Consider the following 17,883-nt stretch of genomic DNA (forward strand, 5'->3'; position numbering starts at 1 on the left):
TACAGTGTTTATACATTGAGTATACAACACGATCATTATCAAAGTCGTTAGTGCTAAAGCTGACCTGTTTTCTATGGAGGCGATCGCCTAATATTTCTGATGATCTTTGACGAGTTGGCGATCGCCTTGGGAAATGGGAATACACATCGGCGTGTGGGTGATCGGGTCGGGGATAATTTCCGCCTGCAACCGAAACACATCCGCCACCATGGTTTGAGTCATCACCTCGCTGGGGTGGCCTTGGCTATAGAGTTTGCCGTTTTTAATCGTGACGAGGTGATCCGCATAGCGACAGGCTAAATTCAACTCATGGAGCACCATCACAATGGTTTTACCCTCCGTGCGGTTGAGGTGAAACAGCAGATCTAAAACTTCAATTTGGTGCGCCAAATCCAAAAACGTGGTCGGTTCATCCAGTAATAAAATGTCAGTGTTTTGCGCCAAGGCGATCGCAATCCAAGCCCGCTGCCGTTGGCCACCCGACAGAGTATCCAGATCCCGATCCGCAAATTCCTGCATCCCCGTAATCTGCAAGGCCTTCTCGACGTAATATTCATCTTCCTTTGACCACTGCTGCCACCAAGTTTGGTGAGGGTAGCGGCCCTGGGCAACGAGATCCCGCACCGTTAACCCTTCCGGGACCGTGGGATTTTGGGGGAGAATGCCCAGCCGTTTGGCGATCGTCTGATTAGAATACTTTTGAATTGCCTTGCCATCGAGGTAAATATTGCCCTGTTTTGGGGGGAGTAGTCGCGCTAAACCCCGCAACAGCGTTGATTTTCCTGAGCCATTCGCCCCTACTAAAATCGTGATTTTTTCAGCAGGAATCGCCAGATTAAACTGCTCGACAATTGTCTTCTTGCCGTAATTTAAGGTGAGTTGCTTCGCGCTCAGTTGGCTCATGGTTTAACGTTGCTTGATCAATAAATAGAGAAAATAGGGGGCACCGAGGATCGCGGTAATAATGCCACAGGGCAATTCCAAGGGCGCAAAAACAACGCGACCAATCAGATCAGCCACCACCACCAAGCAGCCGCCCATCAACGCCGCAGTCGGCAATAATCCTTGGTGAACATTGCCAACCCACTGGCGCGCAATGTGGGGTGCAACTAAACCGACAAACCCAATGGCCCCCGCCGTGGCTACCGATGCCCCGGCCAAGGCCGTACTGACCAAGATTAATAATCCCCGTCGCACCTCGATGGAAACCCCTAAACCTTGGGCGAGATCATCACCGAGATGAAAGCCGTTTAATTCTTTACTCATGAGCCAAGCCACACTACTGCCAATCACGATCCACGGCACGAGGGCGATCGCCTGCTCCCAACTGCGCCCATAGACACTACCCGCCAGCCACACCAACGCTTGGGAAACTTGATTGATGTTGCCGAAGGTGACGAGTAAATTGGTCAAGGCCGCCGCAATCAAATTAAAACCAATGCCCACCAAAATGAGGCGCAAGGGTGAACTGCCCCCCTGCCAAGCGATCAGATAAATCAACACCGTCACCGCCAAAGCACCCCCAAAGGCCGCCAAGGGTAATACCGCCACAGAAACACCCGGAAAGATCACAATTAAACTCACTGCTGCCAAGGCTGCACCGCTATTGATGCCGATAATGCCCGGTTCAGCCAGGGGATTGCGGGTTAAGCTCTGAATAATCGTCCCGGCGATCGCCAAACCCACCCCCACCAACCAAGCCACTAAAATTCGGGGCAAACGTAGGGTCAACAACACAAAGCTGGCGTCACTATCGCCATTGAAACCCAGTAGCGTCTGAAGAATTTCTCGGGGCGGAATAAAAAATTCCCCCACCCCCAAGCTGATGATCATCGCCGCGAGGGTACTTATGAATAAAAAGGCGATCGCCAACGGCACCCGTCGATCCAACTGCAACGAAAAGGGTAAGAAATTAGGCCGAAAAGTTAGGGGGGTTTTGCTCATCATTTCACCTTGGCGCGAATCAGGTAAATAAAGAACGGCGCACCAATGAGAGGCATCACCAAACCAACGGGCAATTCCTGGGGCTGAATGAGCAACCGCGCCAGAATATCCGCCCACAGCAGCAAAATTCCGCCCATTGCCGCTGCATAGGGCAAGATCCAGCGGTATTCCGTCCCCACCAAAAATCGGGTCATGTGCGGCACAATCAGTCCCACAAAGCCAATCGGCCCGGCGATCGCCACACTCCCCCCAGCCAACAGCAGCACACAAACCGCCGCCAAGATCTTAATCACGAGGGTATTTTGTCCCAATCCCTGGGCCATATCCTGCCCCAAACTGAGCAGGGTGATTTGTTTACCGAGGCTCAAAGAAAGCAATAAACCCACCACTAAATAGGGCAAAACCTGGAGAAGCAAATCAAGATCTCGACCTGCCACCGAACCCGCTAACCAGAAACGAATTTGATCTAGAGTTTGTTGACTGACGATTAAAATGCCGCTGGTCATGGACGCGAGAAAAGCGGTAAAAGAAGCTCCCACCAAGGTCAAATTGAGCGGCGAAGCCCCACCCCGACCCAGGGACGCAAAGCCATAGACTAAAACCGCCGTTAAACCGGCCCCAAAGAGCGCAAACCCGGCATAGAGATTAAGAGAATTGCCGCCACCAATTAATGTCGCTAACACCACCGCAAAGGCCGCCCCCGCATTTACCCCCAAAATCGCCGGAGAAGCTAAAGGATTTCCGGTAATCCCCTGCATCAGGCTCCCCGCAACGGCCAAAGCTGAACCGACCACCAAGGCAATGAGCGATCGCGGTAAACGAACTGTCCGAATTACAAGCTGTTCCGTAGACCCATCAAATTGAAAAATTGACCCATAAATTTCTGCCACAGAAATATCAGCCGCCCCAAAATTCAGACTAGCCAAAAAACTCACCAGAAGTAAGGCAAAGCTGATCAATAAACCTCCCATGAGACGTATCGACCGGGGTAAAAATAAAGCGGAAAAAAAATTGGTTTGGGTCACAACACTTGAAAAATCAACCGAAACGGCATAGGACAAGACTTAGAAAAAATCAGAAATAGGAATATTATTCAACTAATTCCCCTTCATCCCAGGTGCCTTCAATGCGCGTGCCATCGCTGAAGATGTAAACACCGGCCCCCTGGTAAAGATCATTTTGAAAATTGCCTTCGTAGCGATCGCCATCGGCATATTCACAGACCCCTTGGCCGTTGAGCAGATTATCGGCAAACTCCCCTTCGCAGCGATCGCCATTTTGGTAAGTAAAAGTGCCTTGGCCCACAAAGTTACCACCCACAAATTCGCCAGCATATTCATTGCCATTGGCGAGGGTATAAACCCCTTGGCCGGTAATTGCGCCGAGGGCCACTGCTCCGGTGTACTGGCTGCCATCACTAAAGGTAAATGTTCCTTCCCCATCTGGGAGATCGTTTTTTAGCTCGCCTTCATAGCGATCGCCATTGCTATATTCACAGGAACCCGGCCCCGTAAGATTTCCCTCTACAACTGTACCCGTACAGCGATCGCCATTTTGGTAGGTGAAAGTCCCCTCGCCGCTGGGTACCCCGGCAACAAATTTGCCAGTATAGCTGCCGCCATCGGTAGTGGTAAAAGTGCCTTGGTCATGGGGTTGTCCTGCTGCAAACTCGCCTTCGTAGCGATCGCCATTGGCATATTCTCGGATACCTTCGCCTTGGATCTGTCCACCTTGGAATTCCCCTTCATAGCGGCCATCCGTCGCAAAAGTGTAGATTCCTTCCCCTTCTTTTTGCCCCGCGACAAATTCGCCTTCATAGCGATCACCGTTGCCATATTCACAAGTGACCTGGCCCTGAAGTTGGCCTTCCACCAGTTCCCCTTCGCATTGGCCACCATTCGGTAAAGAGATAGTCACCGCATTGGCGATCGCCCCTGTAAAGAGAGTGCCTAAAGCTGCTAAACCCAAAGAAAAAAATGTCTTGTAAATGACCATAATCTAATTGCAATCTTCAAATATTCAAATAAAGTAATGACTCAAAACATACGAACCAATCAGACCTAACCACCCGTTTCCGATGTGGGTACCGCCTGTTGCTGTTGTTGCTGTTGTTGCTGTTGACGCTGCCGTTCTAGTTCGACTTGGCGTTGACGTTCAGCTTCCGCCTGTCTCTGACGCTCAAGCTCAGCCTGGCGTTGTCTTTCCTGTTCAGCTTGTCTTTGACGCTCCAATTCTGCCTGACGTTGGCGCTCAGCTTCCGCCTGTCTCTGCCTTTCCGCTTCTGCTTGTTGCTGTCGTTCGGCCTCGGCCTGTCTTTGTTGCTCGGCTTCCGCCTGGCGTTGTTGTTCTTGGGCTGCTTGATTCTGTTCTTGACGTTGTTGTTCAGCTTCGGCCTGTTGTTCTTGAGCGGCTTGCTGTTCTTGGGCTTGATTTTCCTGTTGTTCTTGTTGTTGGCGCGCTAATTCCGCCTGGCGTTGACGTTCGGCCTCGGCTTGTCGCTGTCGTTCCAGTTCAGCTTGGCGTTGCTCCTCTGCTTCCGTTTGGCGCTGTTTAGCCTCCCGTTCAAAGTCAGTGCCCGGTTGCGCAAAGTTAATCGCTAAACGTACCCGCCGCTGTTCACCACTGGGACAACGAATGCCCCGGGCAGCGGAGAGGGCCGCCTGATCAAGGGCTGAGTAATTACTAGAGCGCAGGATTCTTGCTTGGGCCACACTGCCATTTGTACTTGTAATCACCTCAACCACAGGTCTTGCCTCAATTCCCCTAGAGGCAAGGGAAGCAGGAAACTGCGGTTGGCTGGGGGCAGAACAACCGGCTCCAGATGCGACAGGGGCCGCAGGAGGATTATTGCTTGGGCGAGTTGGAGCAGACCGTTGAGCTGCTGTTTGATTGCCGGGCCTACCGCTACTGTTTGTGTTGGGATTACCTTGGCGATTTTCATTCTGCAGGCTGCCACGGAGACCTGCATTATTGGCTGCACTAAGGGGGGCGGAGGAAACACCAGGACTTGTTGGCTTAGAACGGTTCGCTCCGGTTGCCGTGCTCCCAGGCTTTGTGGTGGCATTGCGCTCGGCTCCTGATGTGGCGGCCTGTAGTTGACCCCGCAATGGGTTTGAATTTTCAGGCGATAGGGGAGCAGGGGCATCCTCGGACACCGGAGGTTCCGGTTCGGACGCAGATTCCTGGGATTCTGGCTCAGAGGTCGTTTCCTGAACCTGGGGTTCTGGCGGTGCTTCCTGGGGGCGAACTGTAGGAGCCGCAGCCGTTACCGTTGGCTGGGGGATTGGCACAGGGCTATTGGTCACTGCACTTGGAGCAGGCACACTCGGAGTTGCCACAGATGTTGGCAGAGTGTCCAGGGGTTCTGGAGGTGTTTCTTCCATGACTTCCGGCTCTTCAACAGGCGGCGTTTCAGTGACGATAAATTCTAAGGGCGGTTGTTCCGTAGAGACCGTTTCTATCGGGGGTAACCAGCGCAACCCTAACAAAGCCCCTGCGTGGAGGACAACAGAGCCTGTCAACCCGCAGGCCAACCATTTTTTCAGAATTTCCTGTTCATTTTGCCGCTCTTGCTGACAAAGGTCAGACATACTCATGGGGGATTTCCTTACCATCAGTTGCAAAGTTACTGTAAAGCAATCTACAGCTTAGCATTAATAAGAATTTATTTCAATAAAAGAGATCTTACTTTAAGCAGTTTGTTGGCTTTTAGGTAATTCGGAGATATTGTCTCTGTTCCCAAAGGTTTTTAGGATAATGGCGTTCTAGGAGGGTTTCTAGGCATTAATTGACTGATAAGTCATCATTTAAACTACTTTAAATCTTTTTCAATAAAATAGGCTTATTTTGTTTTGGTATCTTTCTGAAGCGTAAGGTGTAAGCAAAGTCACTAAAAATTAAGAGGCGATCGCCTTAGTCAGATCTTGCAAAAGTAGCTCCGTACCACAATTGTCATCGTTCTTTGTTCCCGGTCAGCAGCAGGGCTAAGACAAGCGAGAATATCTTGTTCTGTTAGGTGGGGGAAATCGTAAAGGATTTCTTGTTGAGTCACGCCAGATGCCAAAGACAGTAATACCCATGCCCCGGACACGGGCTTTACTACTGTGTTTACCTAGCTCTAGGGGATGATGTCTTGGTCGTTCGTTTCTCTTGGGAATGGCACTATGCCGTTGTTGATGAAGATTCTTTCCGTCGATAAAAGCGTATCTGTAAACCATCTTTCGGCAATGGCGTCGGAATCACTTGCATCGATAGGTCTTGGTCAGGTAATAACTCCCAGTCATAATCACGGGCAAGCATCGATGCCAAAATTTTTGCTTCTAGACGGGCAAATTCTTTGCCAATACATTCCCGCATACCGCCGCCGAAGGGAATAAAGCCAAACTTTTTCTGTTTATCTGCCAGACGTTCCGGTGAAAAACGCTCCGGGTCAAATTTTTCGTGGTCAGGATATAGGGCTTCGTCCTTATGGGTTTGGGCAATTTGATACTGAACCGCCCAACCTTGAGGAATTTGGAAATTTTTGTACTCGAAGGTGTTGATTACTTCCCGGAAACCACCACCCACTGGGGGGACAAGACGTAAAACTTCTTTGAAAACTTGATCCAGATACGTCATCTGTTGAAGCGCCGCCATATCCAACCCATCGCCAATGTCCAACGCATCTTGTTCCGCACGGATTTTTTCAAAAACGTCGCGATGCTGTCCGACCAATAATCCAAAAGACACCAGAGACGAAGTAAGGGTTTCGTGACCAGCAAACAATAGGAGCAAGATTTGATCCTTCAGTTCATCGATGGAAAGGGAATTACCGTCTTCATCCTTCGCCCGAATCAGTAGGTCAAGGGCATCGGTGGGTTCTGCATTGGCATCGTAGGTTTTCAGGCGATCGCCAATGATCATTTCTAGCTCACGCAGCAGTTTTCGCCGACACTTCATCGCCTTACCGAAGGCCGTCCAGGGAAGATTAATCGGTAGGGAAAATAATCCTTTAACCCATTCCTCAAATAGATTCGCTAAAGGCGTTTCCGCACCGCCATCTTTGCCGATAAATAAGGTACTGGCGACGTCAAATGTGTATTTGCGGAGTTCGTCGTACCAAGCAAATTCCTGTTTTTGCTCCCATTGAGTGAGATAACGCTGGGTGATTTTTTCGATGGTGGGAATATAACTTTCTAGGGCGCGGGGCTGAAATGCTTGAAAGATAATGCGCCGCCGGGAACTATGAATACCGCCTTCCTGGGTAGCGAGGGAATCGGCACCGAGGAGAATCCGGGTACTTTTTGGCCAGGTTGCTTTGACATATTTATTTTCGTTGCGGAACAACACCTCATTGGCCTCTGCCCCAACCATTACCACCGTGGGTTTGGTAAAAATATTTGTTTTGAAAACGTCACCATACTTCTCTAATCGCTTTTTTTGAAAATTACGGTCTGTGAAAAATTCAATGGTTTCGCCAATTACAGGCAAACCGAATTTTCCGGGAGGTAAGGGCAGTTTACTGGGGGAAGTCATGGGCGATCGCCAAAGAGTCGTATATTTATCAAGCCATTAGGTAAGGTAACAAATTGCCCTGTGGTTGTAAATTTCCAGATAAGACAGCAGATCTGCCGCCCTCATTGGCCTCATTGGTTTTACAAACCGTATCCTAACCAGCACCTTCAAATAAATTCATTTCCAATGGCAACACCCTCACAAGATACAGTGTTGAGAAAACTGTCCTTCTATCGGGTGCAATCAAGCAGTGAAGCATGAATATAACCTGCCTGGGGGCCGCCGAGGGTAAAGGTAACAAAATACCAATCCGTTGAATTATTGACGTTGTCACCCATCACCTTTTCCTCAACCCTTACCTTCGCATCTCGCGTGAGTTCTTGGACAATCATAGAATCGGTAGACGGTTCTACTCGAACGCGGCCTAGACCTCCATCTGCGGAAACATTAATTGCACACCAGGTTGGCAGATTAGCGGGTAGGAGAGATTGGATCGTTGACGGTACAACCGCGTCAGTGTCGATGAAGACGGAATAATCGACCAAAATAGGTAGACCCTGGCCATAAGCCAAATAGACCTCTAGGCTTTTCGCTAAATCATAGAGACGTTGGTGTTCTGTCACGCGAACACAGCCATGGCCATTGGGATCAATGAAGCCGTTATGTTGCAGAGGGCCTTCTCCCCAGATGGGTGCATGGAGCGCAAAGCCACGATGGATCTGCATAAAGTTCTGGATTCCCAAGAATGTCCTTTTTTGTAGACCATGGATGTTAAAGTGAGCCCCCATCACATCACCAAATTGCTGCTTGGTTTGCCTTGCAAGCTGTACTGTTTCTGGTGCCCAGGAAATGAGTCCCAGTTCAAAAACCACCTCGCTGCCCCCATAATCTCTGGTCACTTTGCCATGCATTCGACCAGCGGCATCTTTATAAAATTTGATGTAGTAAATATCTTCTGCTTTTGCACCCATTTTTTGCAGACGGGTTTGCCAATCAGCTTGGCCCCTAATAATTTCCTTAGAAGACGTTTCGGTTGTTTCTGAGAGCTTTAAATTTGGGGACGCGTTTTCCTGGGGCAATCTATAATGACAACTCGCTAAAACGTATAGACAGCCGCATAGAAAAATCAATCTAGACAACCGATGGTTTGTGGCACTCATAACTCTATTTTAAATGCCATCTATGGGATCCAAAATATCGCTTTGGACTTCGGGATTCGCTTTAGGATAATTGTGTCGTTGAAATGACCCAGCCATAGACAACAACGACAACTAGGAGCAATCCGTAAACGAATTCCTTTTGATCACGAAACCACCCTTGCAGCATATTTTTAAAACTACGTAGGCTGCGGCGTCGCTCATCGCCTAACTCTCGCATTAGTCTGGCTACTTCTGCATCAACTTCTTGTAGCGAAATTTCTCCCTGTTGATACCGTGCTTCCAGGGCATCTAGCTTGCGCCAGTATTCTTGGGTGGCATTGAGGAGGTTAGGAAACATGAGTCGGTAAACCAGTAGCTGTCAGTAAAGGCGATCGCCGTAAATATTGAGTCAGTTGCAATTCTCGTAGCGAGGATCGTGATTCTCGATTTTTATGGGGTATTGATATTTTCGCCTTGGCCACATTGTAACGCAATGTTAATTTTGCTGCGTTAAGGCTTGACAATCTGGCAGGCATACAAAGTTTGTATGCGTAGATAACATCGTTGGATGGAGCAACGATTGGATCCCTTCAACCCTTGAGCTTATCTACATTCTGTAGATTTCAGTAGAATAGGATTAGCATTAGAAGTTAAGTTACAGGCCAAAATACTCTATTCAAAAAAACTTTTGGTCTACAAAAATACAAAACTTCTTTGGGTTGATAGGCGGCCTAATGAAATCACAACCGATTCCCAATCCCCTCTACCCTGTAGTGGTCAGCGCTGGTGTTGTTTTGGCTGGGGCGATCGCCTTAATGTTTTTGCCCGCCCTGATTCAGCTTGATGGGATGGATGGGGGCTTTGCCATTACTTTCGGCGCTCTGTTTCTCGCCATCTCTGCTTTGGTCACACTCTTGATATTTTGGCGCAATGCGGTGCTTCTGGATCGGGTCATTGCCGGGACAAATCTCCTGGCCCACTGGACCTACGAACCGCAAGAATGGGCCCAGTACCTTGATAGAGAACGTCAAGAACAAATTGACGAAAAATTGCCCTTAGTCTTCATCGTTGCGTGTTGGGCATTGCTTATCGGCGGCGGCTTTTGGCTGTTTGATCCGGAGGCAGGTTTTATTGTGTTTCTCGTCATGGTGGGGCTGATTATCTTGGTGAGTTTGCTGGCCTATGGTTTGCCTTGGTTGCGGTTTAAACGCGATCGCCATCGCCTGGGTGAGGTGTGGATCGCCAGTAGTGCCATTTATTTTCGCGGTAACTTTGTCCATTGGGGAGAGTTGGGCTTGCAATTAGAACAGGTGAGTCTCCGTCCGGCGAGCGAAAACCAGGCCCCTTGTCTGTGTTTTGAACTGAGCTATCCTTCCCAGGCGGGGATGCAGTATTACAACTTGCGCATTCCCATTCCTCGGCGTTATCGGGCCGCCGCCTACGATTTATTTGAGCATTTTAGCCAAACTACAATTCAGGACTCTCCCCCAGGGTAAGCTTTAAGGCAACATCTCGAAGACCATCCCTGTTTGACGATCCACTTCGTACCAGCCGTAGGTCGCAGTGTGGCTGGGTTCACCAGGATTATTAACGGTTTCGTAAACGTGTATCAAATAATTGGTGGGCGTTTGTTCGACGATTTCGATGTGGGTGCTATTTTGGGGGGCAACGGTACGCACGAGTGCTTGCCATTCGCTGACAGCCGCTAAATTTGCCACCTGTTCAATGGCGATCGCCTCGGTAATTTCTGGGGTAGAAGGTGTGGTAATTGGTGTTGTGGTAGAGTTCCTGGAGCCAGGTTGTACCCGTTGGGCAACGGCCACCATTGGCTCGCTATTGGGAGGACTGACCGTGAAAGTAATGCGCTGTTTATCTTCGTTGAGTTCGGCATCCACGGGCGTCGGCACGTCCTCATAGACACTCCAGACATAACCCGATAATGTCCGACTGGTGAGATTAGAAAGTTCGAGGCGATCGCCTTCAATGTCCGCCACAATTTTATCGCCTTCTCGGTAGAGCACGAGGGTGTCTGTCTCTTCCCCTGGATTTCCTTCTGCCGGAATCCAAGCCCCCACAAAATCATCGAGGGTCACGGCCGCTTGGGTTGTGGGTGATGGCGGTGGATTTTCCCCAACGGGTTGGGTTTGGGGTGTATTGGCTTCGGGTTGTCCTAAAAATTTCAGTAACTGAGCCGGATCCTTCAGGAAGAAAATTCCTAGCCCGGTGATTACGACAATGCCTAAACCCAAAATCCAGTTCCCGTTTGACCGATTGGGTGGGGGTGCCTGGGGTCTTGGGGGAAGGGCCGCTGGATAAGCTGGCGTTGTTGCACTGCCACACACCTCACAAAAGCGATCGCCTGGGTTGAGGGCAGCACCACATTGCATACAAAAATGGGGAGTAGTCATGGCAGTTAGACCAAACGCAGCAAAAAAAGCACAACTAACCTTAATTGATTAAAATTCCTGTAAGGGATGATATTCAGATAAATAGTTTGGGGTTGAGAGAAAAGAGTTTCTTTAGAAAGATTTTAGTTTTTTGATAGCTAACCGATCTAGCTTTGCTTTTAACAACAAAATAGTTTCTTTTCTTTAGGAAATCCCCTTTATTTATATTGTATCAAAAGGCTTTAAGAGACATGATTAAGCATTGATTTTTTTATTTAACAAACTCATTCTTTAGGCAATATAAAATTCAACTTTATTTAATAGTTCTCAACGAAGGACTGAATCGCGAAATAATGTGAAGAGAATTCAATATTTAATTCATTTAGCAATTATTAATACCTATAATTGATGTGGAGCCAGAAAAAATTTTAAGCGTTATCAATTACTTAGGTACTGACTCAAATTTGGTTTGCTGGTTTTCTCGACGATAACTTCAGGTCTGCGCTACTGGACTTAGCTGTTTCCCTCACCCGCAGGGGAACTTTCTAGCGACGGAGGTCGGCTCCATGAAAAAACAACATCGAGCGGCAGGTATTGGCTTGCAGTTATTAGCCGTTACCTGCCCAGTACTGTTTATCAATAATTTGACGATCGCCCAAAGCTTGAGCGAATCCCCCCAGGATGTTCTCAATAGCTATCTGCTAGAACGTCCCCACCTAAGAACTATCCAGTTTCAAAATCTCCAGGATATCCAGGCCCGCCGCCACGAATTACAGTTCCAGGCCAGTGATGGGGTGACCCTTGATTTTTTACCTTATCTTCAATCCCCCGGTGCCCTGCCCCAATTGGCCAACATCATCAGAACCCAAGGCATTGACCCTAATCCCCAGCTCACCGTCGCCGCCTACGATTTTGCAGATCGGCTGATCATTTTGCAGCGGCTGGAATATCAAGGTAGTGCCCTTGCCTGTGACCAACGGGGCGAAGCATTAACCGACCTCGGCATTCTTTGTTTCAATCGCCAAACCAAACCCAGAACCCTACAGCAACCTGCACCAACCCAGAACAACATCAGCACCAAAATTACGGAAATTAGAGGTAGGCTCAATCAACTGAACACTAGCCCCATTAACGGCTACACCCTCAGCCAACTGCGGGCTCTCCCAGACGACGAACTGCTCCAGGTGGCCCTCAACAATGGCCGGATTACCGAAGAAACCTATCTCATGGTGCCTAAAGTTCAATACAAAACCTTACTGGATGTACCCTTTGCGCAGCCCAATCCTGACTTTACACAACCTAACTTTAGCTTCCTGGAAACAAGCAATCTCTATCAACCCATTCCCCAAGGGTCAATGACCTTAAACCGGAATCTTCCCTTTGAAACGCGTGACAATAATCAACGGCCGAATTTTTCCCTCATTCGACCCCAACTGGATTTGTCGCAATTGGCCCGTGGCGATCGCCACACAGAAACCCATTACCTAGTGAATGGTTTTACCTGGGGCAGTGGGCGGGAATGGCGACACCGCATCGGCGACTGCATCGATTTATTCTTTGGTGATGTTTGTGTCTATGCAGAACCCTATGCCAGCCTTGGTTATGGCTTGGGTTTAAGGATTCCTCTCCAGTTGGATCTAACCGTTGACCGGACAATTCAGGTGGCGAATAATCAACTAACGGCTTTTTCCCCCACTGTTGATCTCACGCCCATCGATGGCAATGCCAACACCTACCAAGCAGCGGGTATCCCCAGTGATCAGATCTTTGGCGGACAGGAAATCGTTGCAGAAGTTCAAGGTACCGTCGGCGTTAGGTGTGACCTAGAAGTGTGGAGCTGTGGCAACAATAGAAAGCTAGGTATTGGAGTAGACCTAACGGACTATCTAAGTTCCGGTGGCAACATGACACCCCCTGCCCCAGGACAAAGTTTCTCCATCGGCGAAGTGTGGTCCCCTGATGTGACTGGAGGAACTTTAAACTACGGCATCGTCGGCGCGACTTTCCACCTTGGTTCTCAGCTGAATATGGTTGGTCAAGATCTGGAGATGTTGGCCCAGTTTCCGCCCGTGGTTGGCCCCAACAATGGCACCCACACCGTTGAACAGTTTCCGGCAACCTATCAACCCCTCGTTTTTAACAACAATTCTTTTTTCAGGATTTATGAACCGACCTACCAAGCCAATTGGAATATCATCCCCGGCATGAAGGTCAAAGCCTGGTTAGGGGTAGATATTGGCGTGGCCTATCTAGGGGCAAAAACAGACCGGACTTGGTGGTTTGAAGATCTCAGTATCGAATCCCCCAATTTTACTTTTACGACCCATGCGGGCACAACAACAGGCTACAACATTCAAGTGGATCACGATAATTTAAACATCACTGCCTTCTAGTTTCAAAAAATTAAAAATAATTTCTGTCCAGGATTCTCTGTTGGTTGTAAAGCAGTTGTACCTGGACAGATTACCTCTGCTTTAAAGGCATTGAGTATTTCTAAGGATTGGGGTTGAGATTTGTTGCTAAGTTAATTTGTCAAATTGGACATGGTGCTAGCCTAAAAATATTAAAAGACTTTCATTTTTTGGTGGTGTTAATAAAGTGTTGATATCCATTAAAAAGTATTGCAAAATATTGGTTTTTTCTACATTTTTTGCTGGAGCAATTATTGCTTGTCAACCCGAAAATCAGCAGCAAAAAGTTGTCGTTTATGTCTCTGTTGATCGCACCTACGCAGAACCAATTTTGACGGAATTTACAGCGGCAACGGGCATTGATGTGTTGCCCGTCTATGACGTGGAGGCGACAAAAACCACGGGTTTAGCCCAGCGTCTCTTGCGGGAAAAAGAGCGACCCCAGGCGGATGTGTTTTGGAGTGGAGAATTCGCCCAAACCTTACTGTTGCAAGGAGAGGGAGTTTTAGTACCCTATGAACCGCCAGTTGCTGCGGCGCTACCACCCCAGTACCGGGATCCCGAAGGTTATTGGACGGGAATGGGAGGACGGGCAAGGGTATTGCTGATTAATACGGATCGTTTAGCAATTGATGAGGCACCCCAGTCTTTAACCGATCTCACCAGCGATCAATGGCCTGGGTCAGAAATGGCGATCGCCTATCCTTTTTTCGGCACCACAGCGACCCATGCAGCCGCCCTCTATGCAGTTTGGGGGCCAGAGCCAGCCCGGGCGTTTTTTACTGATTTCCAACGTAAAAATGTGCAGGTCGTCGATGGGAACTCGGTGGTGCGGGATCTGGTGGTCGATGGTCAGGTGAGCATTGGCCTGACGGATACCGATGATGCCTGTAACGCCGTGGAAAAGGGGGCACCGGTGGCCCTGGTGTTTCCCGATCAGGGGCCTGGGGAAATGGGGACGTTTGTCTTGACGGGAACAGTGGCCGTAATTGCGGATGGGCCGAATCCTGACCAGGGGCAAGCACTGGTGAATTTTCTCGTCAGTCCAGAAACGGAACAACGGTTGATGGCCGTGGGGGGTAGCCAATTGCCTTTATATCCTGGGGCGGCGGTGTCCGGTTGTCTGGCAGGACAAAGTATCCAAGGAATGGCGGTGGGTTTAGATGCCATTTATGGGCAGTTAGAACCGTCAAAGCAAGACCTGAGTGAAATTTTTATTCGCTAATGAAAGGCGATCGCCACAGATTAAATCCATGGACAACCCTGGGGTTGGGGGGGTTTCTGGTGATGGTCTTTGGGCCGCTGTTGAGCTTGATGGCCAGCGTGATCGTTGAACTGGGCCAAGGGAATGGGGCTTGGTTATCTCTACTGGTGCCGACGGGACGACGCTGGCAACTGTTAGGAAATAGTCTGCAATTGGCGATCGCCGTAGGGACAGTGAGCACGGTATTGGGGGGTCTGATTGCCTGTTACCTGTGGCAGACGGCCTGGGCTTGGCGCTGGCGGTGGGGGTTGTTGCCGCTCCTATTTGTGCCGAGCTATATCCATTCCTTCGGTTGGTCAGCGTTGGGTCTGGGGTTGAATGGGGGTTTACGCAGCCTTGGTTTTGGGACAATCCCCCTCCAGGGATGGTGGAGTTGCGGTTGGGTGGAAGTGATGGCGTTTTTACCCTTGGCGGTGGGTTTGAGCTGGTTGGGTTTGGCGGCGGTGGGTCGAGAAGCAATTGAGGCGGCGCGGCTCCTGGTGCCGGATCTACAGGTGTTGGGACAAATTATTTTGCCCCTAGCGTTACCGAGTTTTGTGGCCAGTTTTGGCTTGATTTTTCTGTTGAGCTTGATGGACTATAGCCTTCCTTCGTTGTTTGGCATTGGCAACTATGCCCTGGAAATTTTCGCGGAATACAGCACCAGCAATGAACCAGCCCGGGCGTTTCTGTTGGCGGTGCCCCTCCTGGCGATCGCCTGGGGGATAATCTTCATCCTGCAACTGCCCCTCCAGCAAACAATGCAACTCTCACCCCAGGAAAATCTCTGGGAAATTCCCCCCCGTTGGCCTTGGTGGTTCGTCTGGCTCCAGTACCTAGCCCTTGGTCTTTTTGCCCTGCAAATTTTGGTGCCCCTCATCAATTTGCTGGTCATGGCGGCTCAGGAATCCCAGTGGTTTACCCCGATCCAAGCTGCTGCCGGGGAAATAACTTTTACCATTGGCCTGGGTTTGACAGTGGCGATCGCCGCTTTACCCCTAGCCTTGGCGATCGCCCAGCTTCTCAACCGTGATGACCGTTGGGGGAGAGTGACTTGGGGGCTAGTCATTTGGGCCTTGGCTTTACCCGCCCCCCTAGTGGGGATTGGCCTGATTGATCTGTGGAATCGCCCGCTTCCCCTGGAAATTTACGGCACACCATTGATGCCATTTTTAGCCCACCTCGCTCGCTTTACCCCCTTCGCCAGTTTGGTGCTCCTAGCGCAATTACAGCAATTAAACCAACCCCTCTGGGAGGCTACCCGCTTGGAAGTTGGCCCCCGGTGGCGGATTTGGCTCTGGTTGCGTTTACCACTGCTCCTACCGGGGTTGTTGGCGGCGGCGGGTCTGGTTTTTGCCCTCAGTGTCGGTGAATTGGGCGCGACTTTGATCGTGATTCCCCCTGGATATTCCACCCTCACCCTCCGGATTTATAACTATCTGCATTACGGCGCGGCGGCATCGGTGGCGGTGCTATGTCTGGTGTTGGTGGCGATCGCCTTTGGGGTTGGTGGACTGATGGCTTGGGGGTTGCAGGGTTGGGGCACCATTTACCGAGGGAGAGATAGACCATGATCCAAGTCGAAAATCTCAGTAAAACCTATCAGACAGCTAAAATTCTGGATAATTTAGCTCTGACAGTGGAACCAGGGCAAACCGTGGCGATTTTAGGGCCATCCGGGAGCGGCAAAACCACCCTGTTACGCCTAATTGCTGGCCTTGAACAACCCGATGGCGGTACCATTTCTCTCGCCGGTCAGGTGGTCAGTTCTTCAACGCAAATCCTCGCCCCCCACCTACGCCACATTGGGTTTGTCTTTCAAACGCCGATTCTCTGGCCCCACATGACTATCTCCCAAAATATTGCCTTTGGCCTGGGCCACCTCACAGCCCCGGTGAAAAAACAACGCATCCAACAACTCCTCGAACGGTTGGCGATCGCCTCCTTGGCCCACCGCTATCCCTACCAACTTTCCGGGGGGGAAGCGAAACGGGCTTCCTTGGCAAGGGTTTTAGCGCCCCATCCCCCCTATGTCCTTTTCGATGAACCCCTGACGAACCTGGATCTCGCCCTTAAACAGACTCTGCTCCATTACATCCGCGAATATCTCGATCTCACTGCCGCCTGTGCCCTTTATGTCACCCATGACCCGACCGAAGCCCAATATCTCAGCGAGAAAATTTTCTGGCTAAAGGAAGGAAAGCTGCAATCCGATGAAATATCCTGAACCGTACAGCTTAAAACTCTGGAAATACCTGCTTTTTGGCGCAATTGTCAGTACCGTGGGCCTATTTATCTGGGAACTTTTGTCTCTCTTTCAAAGCTGGCAGGGACAACCCAAACAACCAGGCTGGGAAATTATTCGTCCTCCCCAGGAAGTTTCTGCCCTCGTCATCCAAGGTGATCATCTCTGGGCCGGGGGTCAGGCAGGGGTCTTTCAAATTGCTTTACAACCTCCCCATACCGTTGAACCCCTCCAATGCGATCGCCCGTTGCAATTCGTCCGTGCCCTAGCAATCGATCCCGACGGTGTGCTCTGGATTGGCCATGGCAACGGTTTAAATTATGTCGATGCCCAAGGGTGCCACCCCTATCAATCCGATAAGCCGTTTTTTCAAGGTCAAATTAATGCCCTCTATGTGGATCGGGCGGGTCAACTTTGGATCGGCACCTGGGAGGGAGCAGCGGTCAAGGAAAACAAGGATTGGCACTTTTTAACCCCGGCGGATGGACTACCGGATCGGATGGTAAATGTCATTCATCAAGATGCCGAGGGGGGAATGTGGTTTGGCTCGGCGGTGGCTCCTAAAGGCGGGTTAAGCCACTGTATTAAGAAATCCTGCCAACTTTTTTCGACGGCCAATGGGCTGGCCCATAATAACATTACAAGCCTATTTAGCGATGATACAGGGCATCTCTGGGTGGGCATGGGTCTTTTTGATCGTGGTGGCCTCGCTCGCCTGGAACGAAGCACGACTGGTTGGGCGATCGCCCAAATTTTCACCAAAGCAGATGGCCTTGCTGGAGAAAAAGTCCGCTCCATCTACCAAGATCAAACCGGGGTGCTGTGGTTTGGCTCTGAATATGACGGTTTAGCTCGCTTAGATTCCCAGGGACGATGGCTCATTCTCACGGAAGCCGATGGTCTGGCGGATCAGGAGGTAAAGGCAATGGTACAGGATCGATTTGGTAATCTCTGGCTCGGTACCCGTAACGGCATTACGCGACTCGATGCCCAATATTTACGCAATTTAGGGGAGCAATAA

At 49.9% G+C, this 17,883-nt stretch carries 16 protein-coding genes; 6 read left to right on the forward strand and 10 right to left on the reverse strand.

The genetic code is table 11. The annotated features are described in order from the left end of the window. Positions 1 to 87: 87 nt before the first annotated feature. The 9 genes from AWQ24_RS15450 to AWQ24_RS15485 form a co-directional block, all read right to left on the reverse strand. Positions 88 to 903 carry an ABC transporter ATP-binding protein gene (locus AWQ24_RS15450; RefSeq protein ID WP_065717538.1) on the reverse strand — a complete coding sequence of 272 codons (816 nt, stop codon included), beginning with the start codon at positions 901 to 903 and terminating at the stop codon, positions 88 to 90. Between the two features lie 3 nt (positions 904 to 906). Beyond that, the gene (locus AWQ24_RS15455) at positions 907 to 1,944 is read right to left on the reverse strand and encodes an iron ABC transporter permease (protein ID WP_065717539.1); all 1,038 of its coding nucleotides are present in this window, start codon (positions 1,942 to 1,944) and stop codon (positions 907 to 909) included. Then, complete coding sequence (locus AWQ24_RS15460; protein WP_065717593.1) at positions 1,944 to 2,915, reverse strand: iron ABC transporter permease; 972 nt, start codon at positions 2,913 to 2,915, stop codon at positions 1,944 to 1,946. The genes AWQ24_RS15455 and AWQ24_RS15460 overlap by 1 nt, the downstream gene beginning before the upstream one ends. A gap of 118 nt (positions 2,916 to 3,033) precedes the next feature. After that, positions 3,034 to 3,939, reverse strand: coding sequence for an MORN repeat-containing protein (locus AWQ24_RS15465; protein ID WP_065717540.1), 906 nt, complete (start codon positions 3,937 to 3,939; stop codon positions 3,034 to 3,036). A 65-nt stretch (positions 3,940 to 4,004) separates the two neighbouring features. Next, positions 4,005 to 5,540 (reverse strand): energy transducer TonB, encoded by a 1,536-nt coding sequence (locus AWQ24_RS15470; protein WP_232318918.1) that lies wholly within the window; start codon positions 5,538 to 5,540, stop codon positions 4,005 to 4,007. A 320-nt stretch (positions 5,541 to 5,860) separates the two neighbouring features. After that, on the reverse strand, positions 5,861 to 6,034 hold the full coding sequence (locus AWQ24_RS15995) for a DUF433 domain-containing protein (protein ID WP_397428281.1): 174 nt from the start codon (positions 6,032 to 6,034) through the stop codon (positions 5,861 to 5,863). Positions 6,035 to 6,105: 71 nt separating this feature from the next. Continuing rightward, entirely contained in the window at positions 6,106 to 7,458 is a 1,353-nt protein-coding gene (locus tag AWQ24_RS15475) for a cytochrome P450 (protein WP_065717542.1), read from the reverse strand. 209 nt (positions 7,459 to 7,667) lie between these two features. After that, positions 7,668 to 8,408 (reverse strand): SH3 domain-containing protein, encoded by a 741-nt coding sequence (locus AWQ24_RS15480; RefSeq protein ID WP_083993604.1) that lies wholly within the window; start codon positions 8,406 to 8,408, stop codon positions 7,668 to 7,670. A gap of 250 nt (positions 8,409 to 8,658) precedes the next feature. Then, entirely contained in the window at positions 8,659 to 8,934 is a 276-nt protein-coding gene (locus AWQ24_RS15485) for a hypothetical protein (protein WP_065717544.1), read from the reverse strand. Between the two features lie 376 nt (positions 8,935 to 9,310). On the opposite strand from AWQ24_RS15485, the gene AWQ24_RS15490 reads away from it, so the two are divergent. Next, positions 9,311 to 10,072 carry a hypothetical protein gene (locus AWQ24_RS15490; RefSeq protein WP_065711860.1) on the forward strand — a complete coding sequence of 254 codons (762 nt, stop codon included), beginning with the start codon at positions 9,311 to 9,313 and terminating at the stop codon, positions 10,070 to 10,072. 3 nt (positions 10,073 to 10,075) lie between these two features. Here AWQ24_RS15490 and AWQ24_RS15495 read toward each other — a convergent pair whose 3' ends face one another. Continuing rightward, on the reverse strand, positions 10,076 to 10,984 hold the full coding sequence (locus tag AWQ24_RS15495; RefSeq protein ID WP_065717545.1) for a zinc ribbon domain-containing protein: 909 nt from the start codon (positions 10,982 to 10,984) through the stop codon (positions 10,076 to 10,078). A 545-nt stretch (positions 10,985 to 11,529) separates the two neighbouring features. Here AWQ24_RS15495 and AWQ24_RS15500 point away from each other — a divergent pair. The 5 genes from AWQ24_RS15500 (at position 11,530) to AWQ24_RS15520 (ending at position 17,883) form a co-directional block, all read left to right on the forward strand. Continuing rightward, positions 11,530 to 13,356: a hypothetical protein gene (locus AWQ24_RS15500; protein ID WP_065717546.1), complete on the forward strand. Its 1,827-nt coding sequence runs from the start codon at positions 11,530 to 11,532 to the stop codon at positions 13,354 to 13,356. A 238-nt stretch (positions 13,357 to 13,594) separates the two neighbouring features. Continuing rightward, positions 13,595 to 14,599: an extracellular solute-binding protein gene (locus tag AWQ24_RS15505; protein WP_232318919.1), complete on the forward strand. Its 1,005-nt coding sequence runs from the start codon at positions 13,595 to 13,597 to the stop codon at positions 14,597 to 14,599. After that, entirely contained in the window at positions 14,599 to 16,191 is a 1,593-nt protein-coding gene (locus tag AWQ24_RS15510) for an iron ABC transporter permease (RefSeq protein WP_065717548.1), read from the forward strand. Before AWQ24_RS15505 ends, AWQ24_RS15510 begins: the two co-directional genes overlap by 1 nt. After that, the gene (locus tag AWQ24_RS15515; protein ID WP_065717549.1) at positions 16,188 to 16,844 is read left to right on the forward strand and encodes an ABC transporter ATP-binding protein; all 657 of its coding nucleotides are present in this window, start codon (positions 16,188 to 16,190) and stop codon (positions 16,842 to 16,844) included. Before AWQ24_RS15510 ends, AWQ24_RS15515 begins: the two co-directional genes overlap by 4 nt. After that, positions 16,831 to 17,883 carry a two-component regulator propeller domain-containing protein gene (locus AWQ24_RS15520; protein WP_065717550.1) on the forward strand — a complete coding sequence of 351 codons (1,053 nt, stop codon included), beginning with the start codon at positions 16,831 to 16,833 and terminating at the stop codon, positions 17,881 to 17,883. Before AWQ24_RS15515 ends, AWQ24_RS15520 begins: the two co-directional genes overlap by 14 nt.

Origin of the sequence: Picosynechococcus sp. PCC 8807, from assembly GCF_001693295.1 — a bacterium.
GTDB lineage: Bacteria > Cyanobacteriota > Cyanobacteriia > Cyanobacteriales > MRBY01 > MRBY01.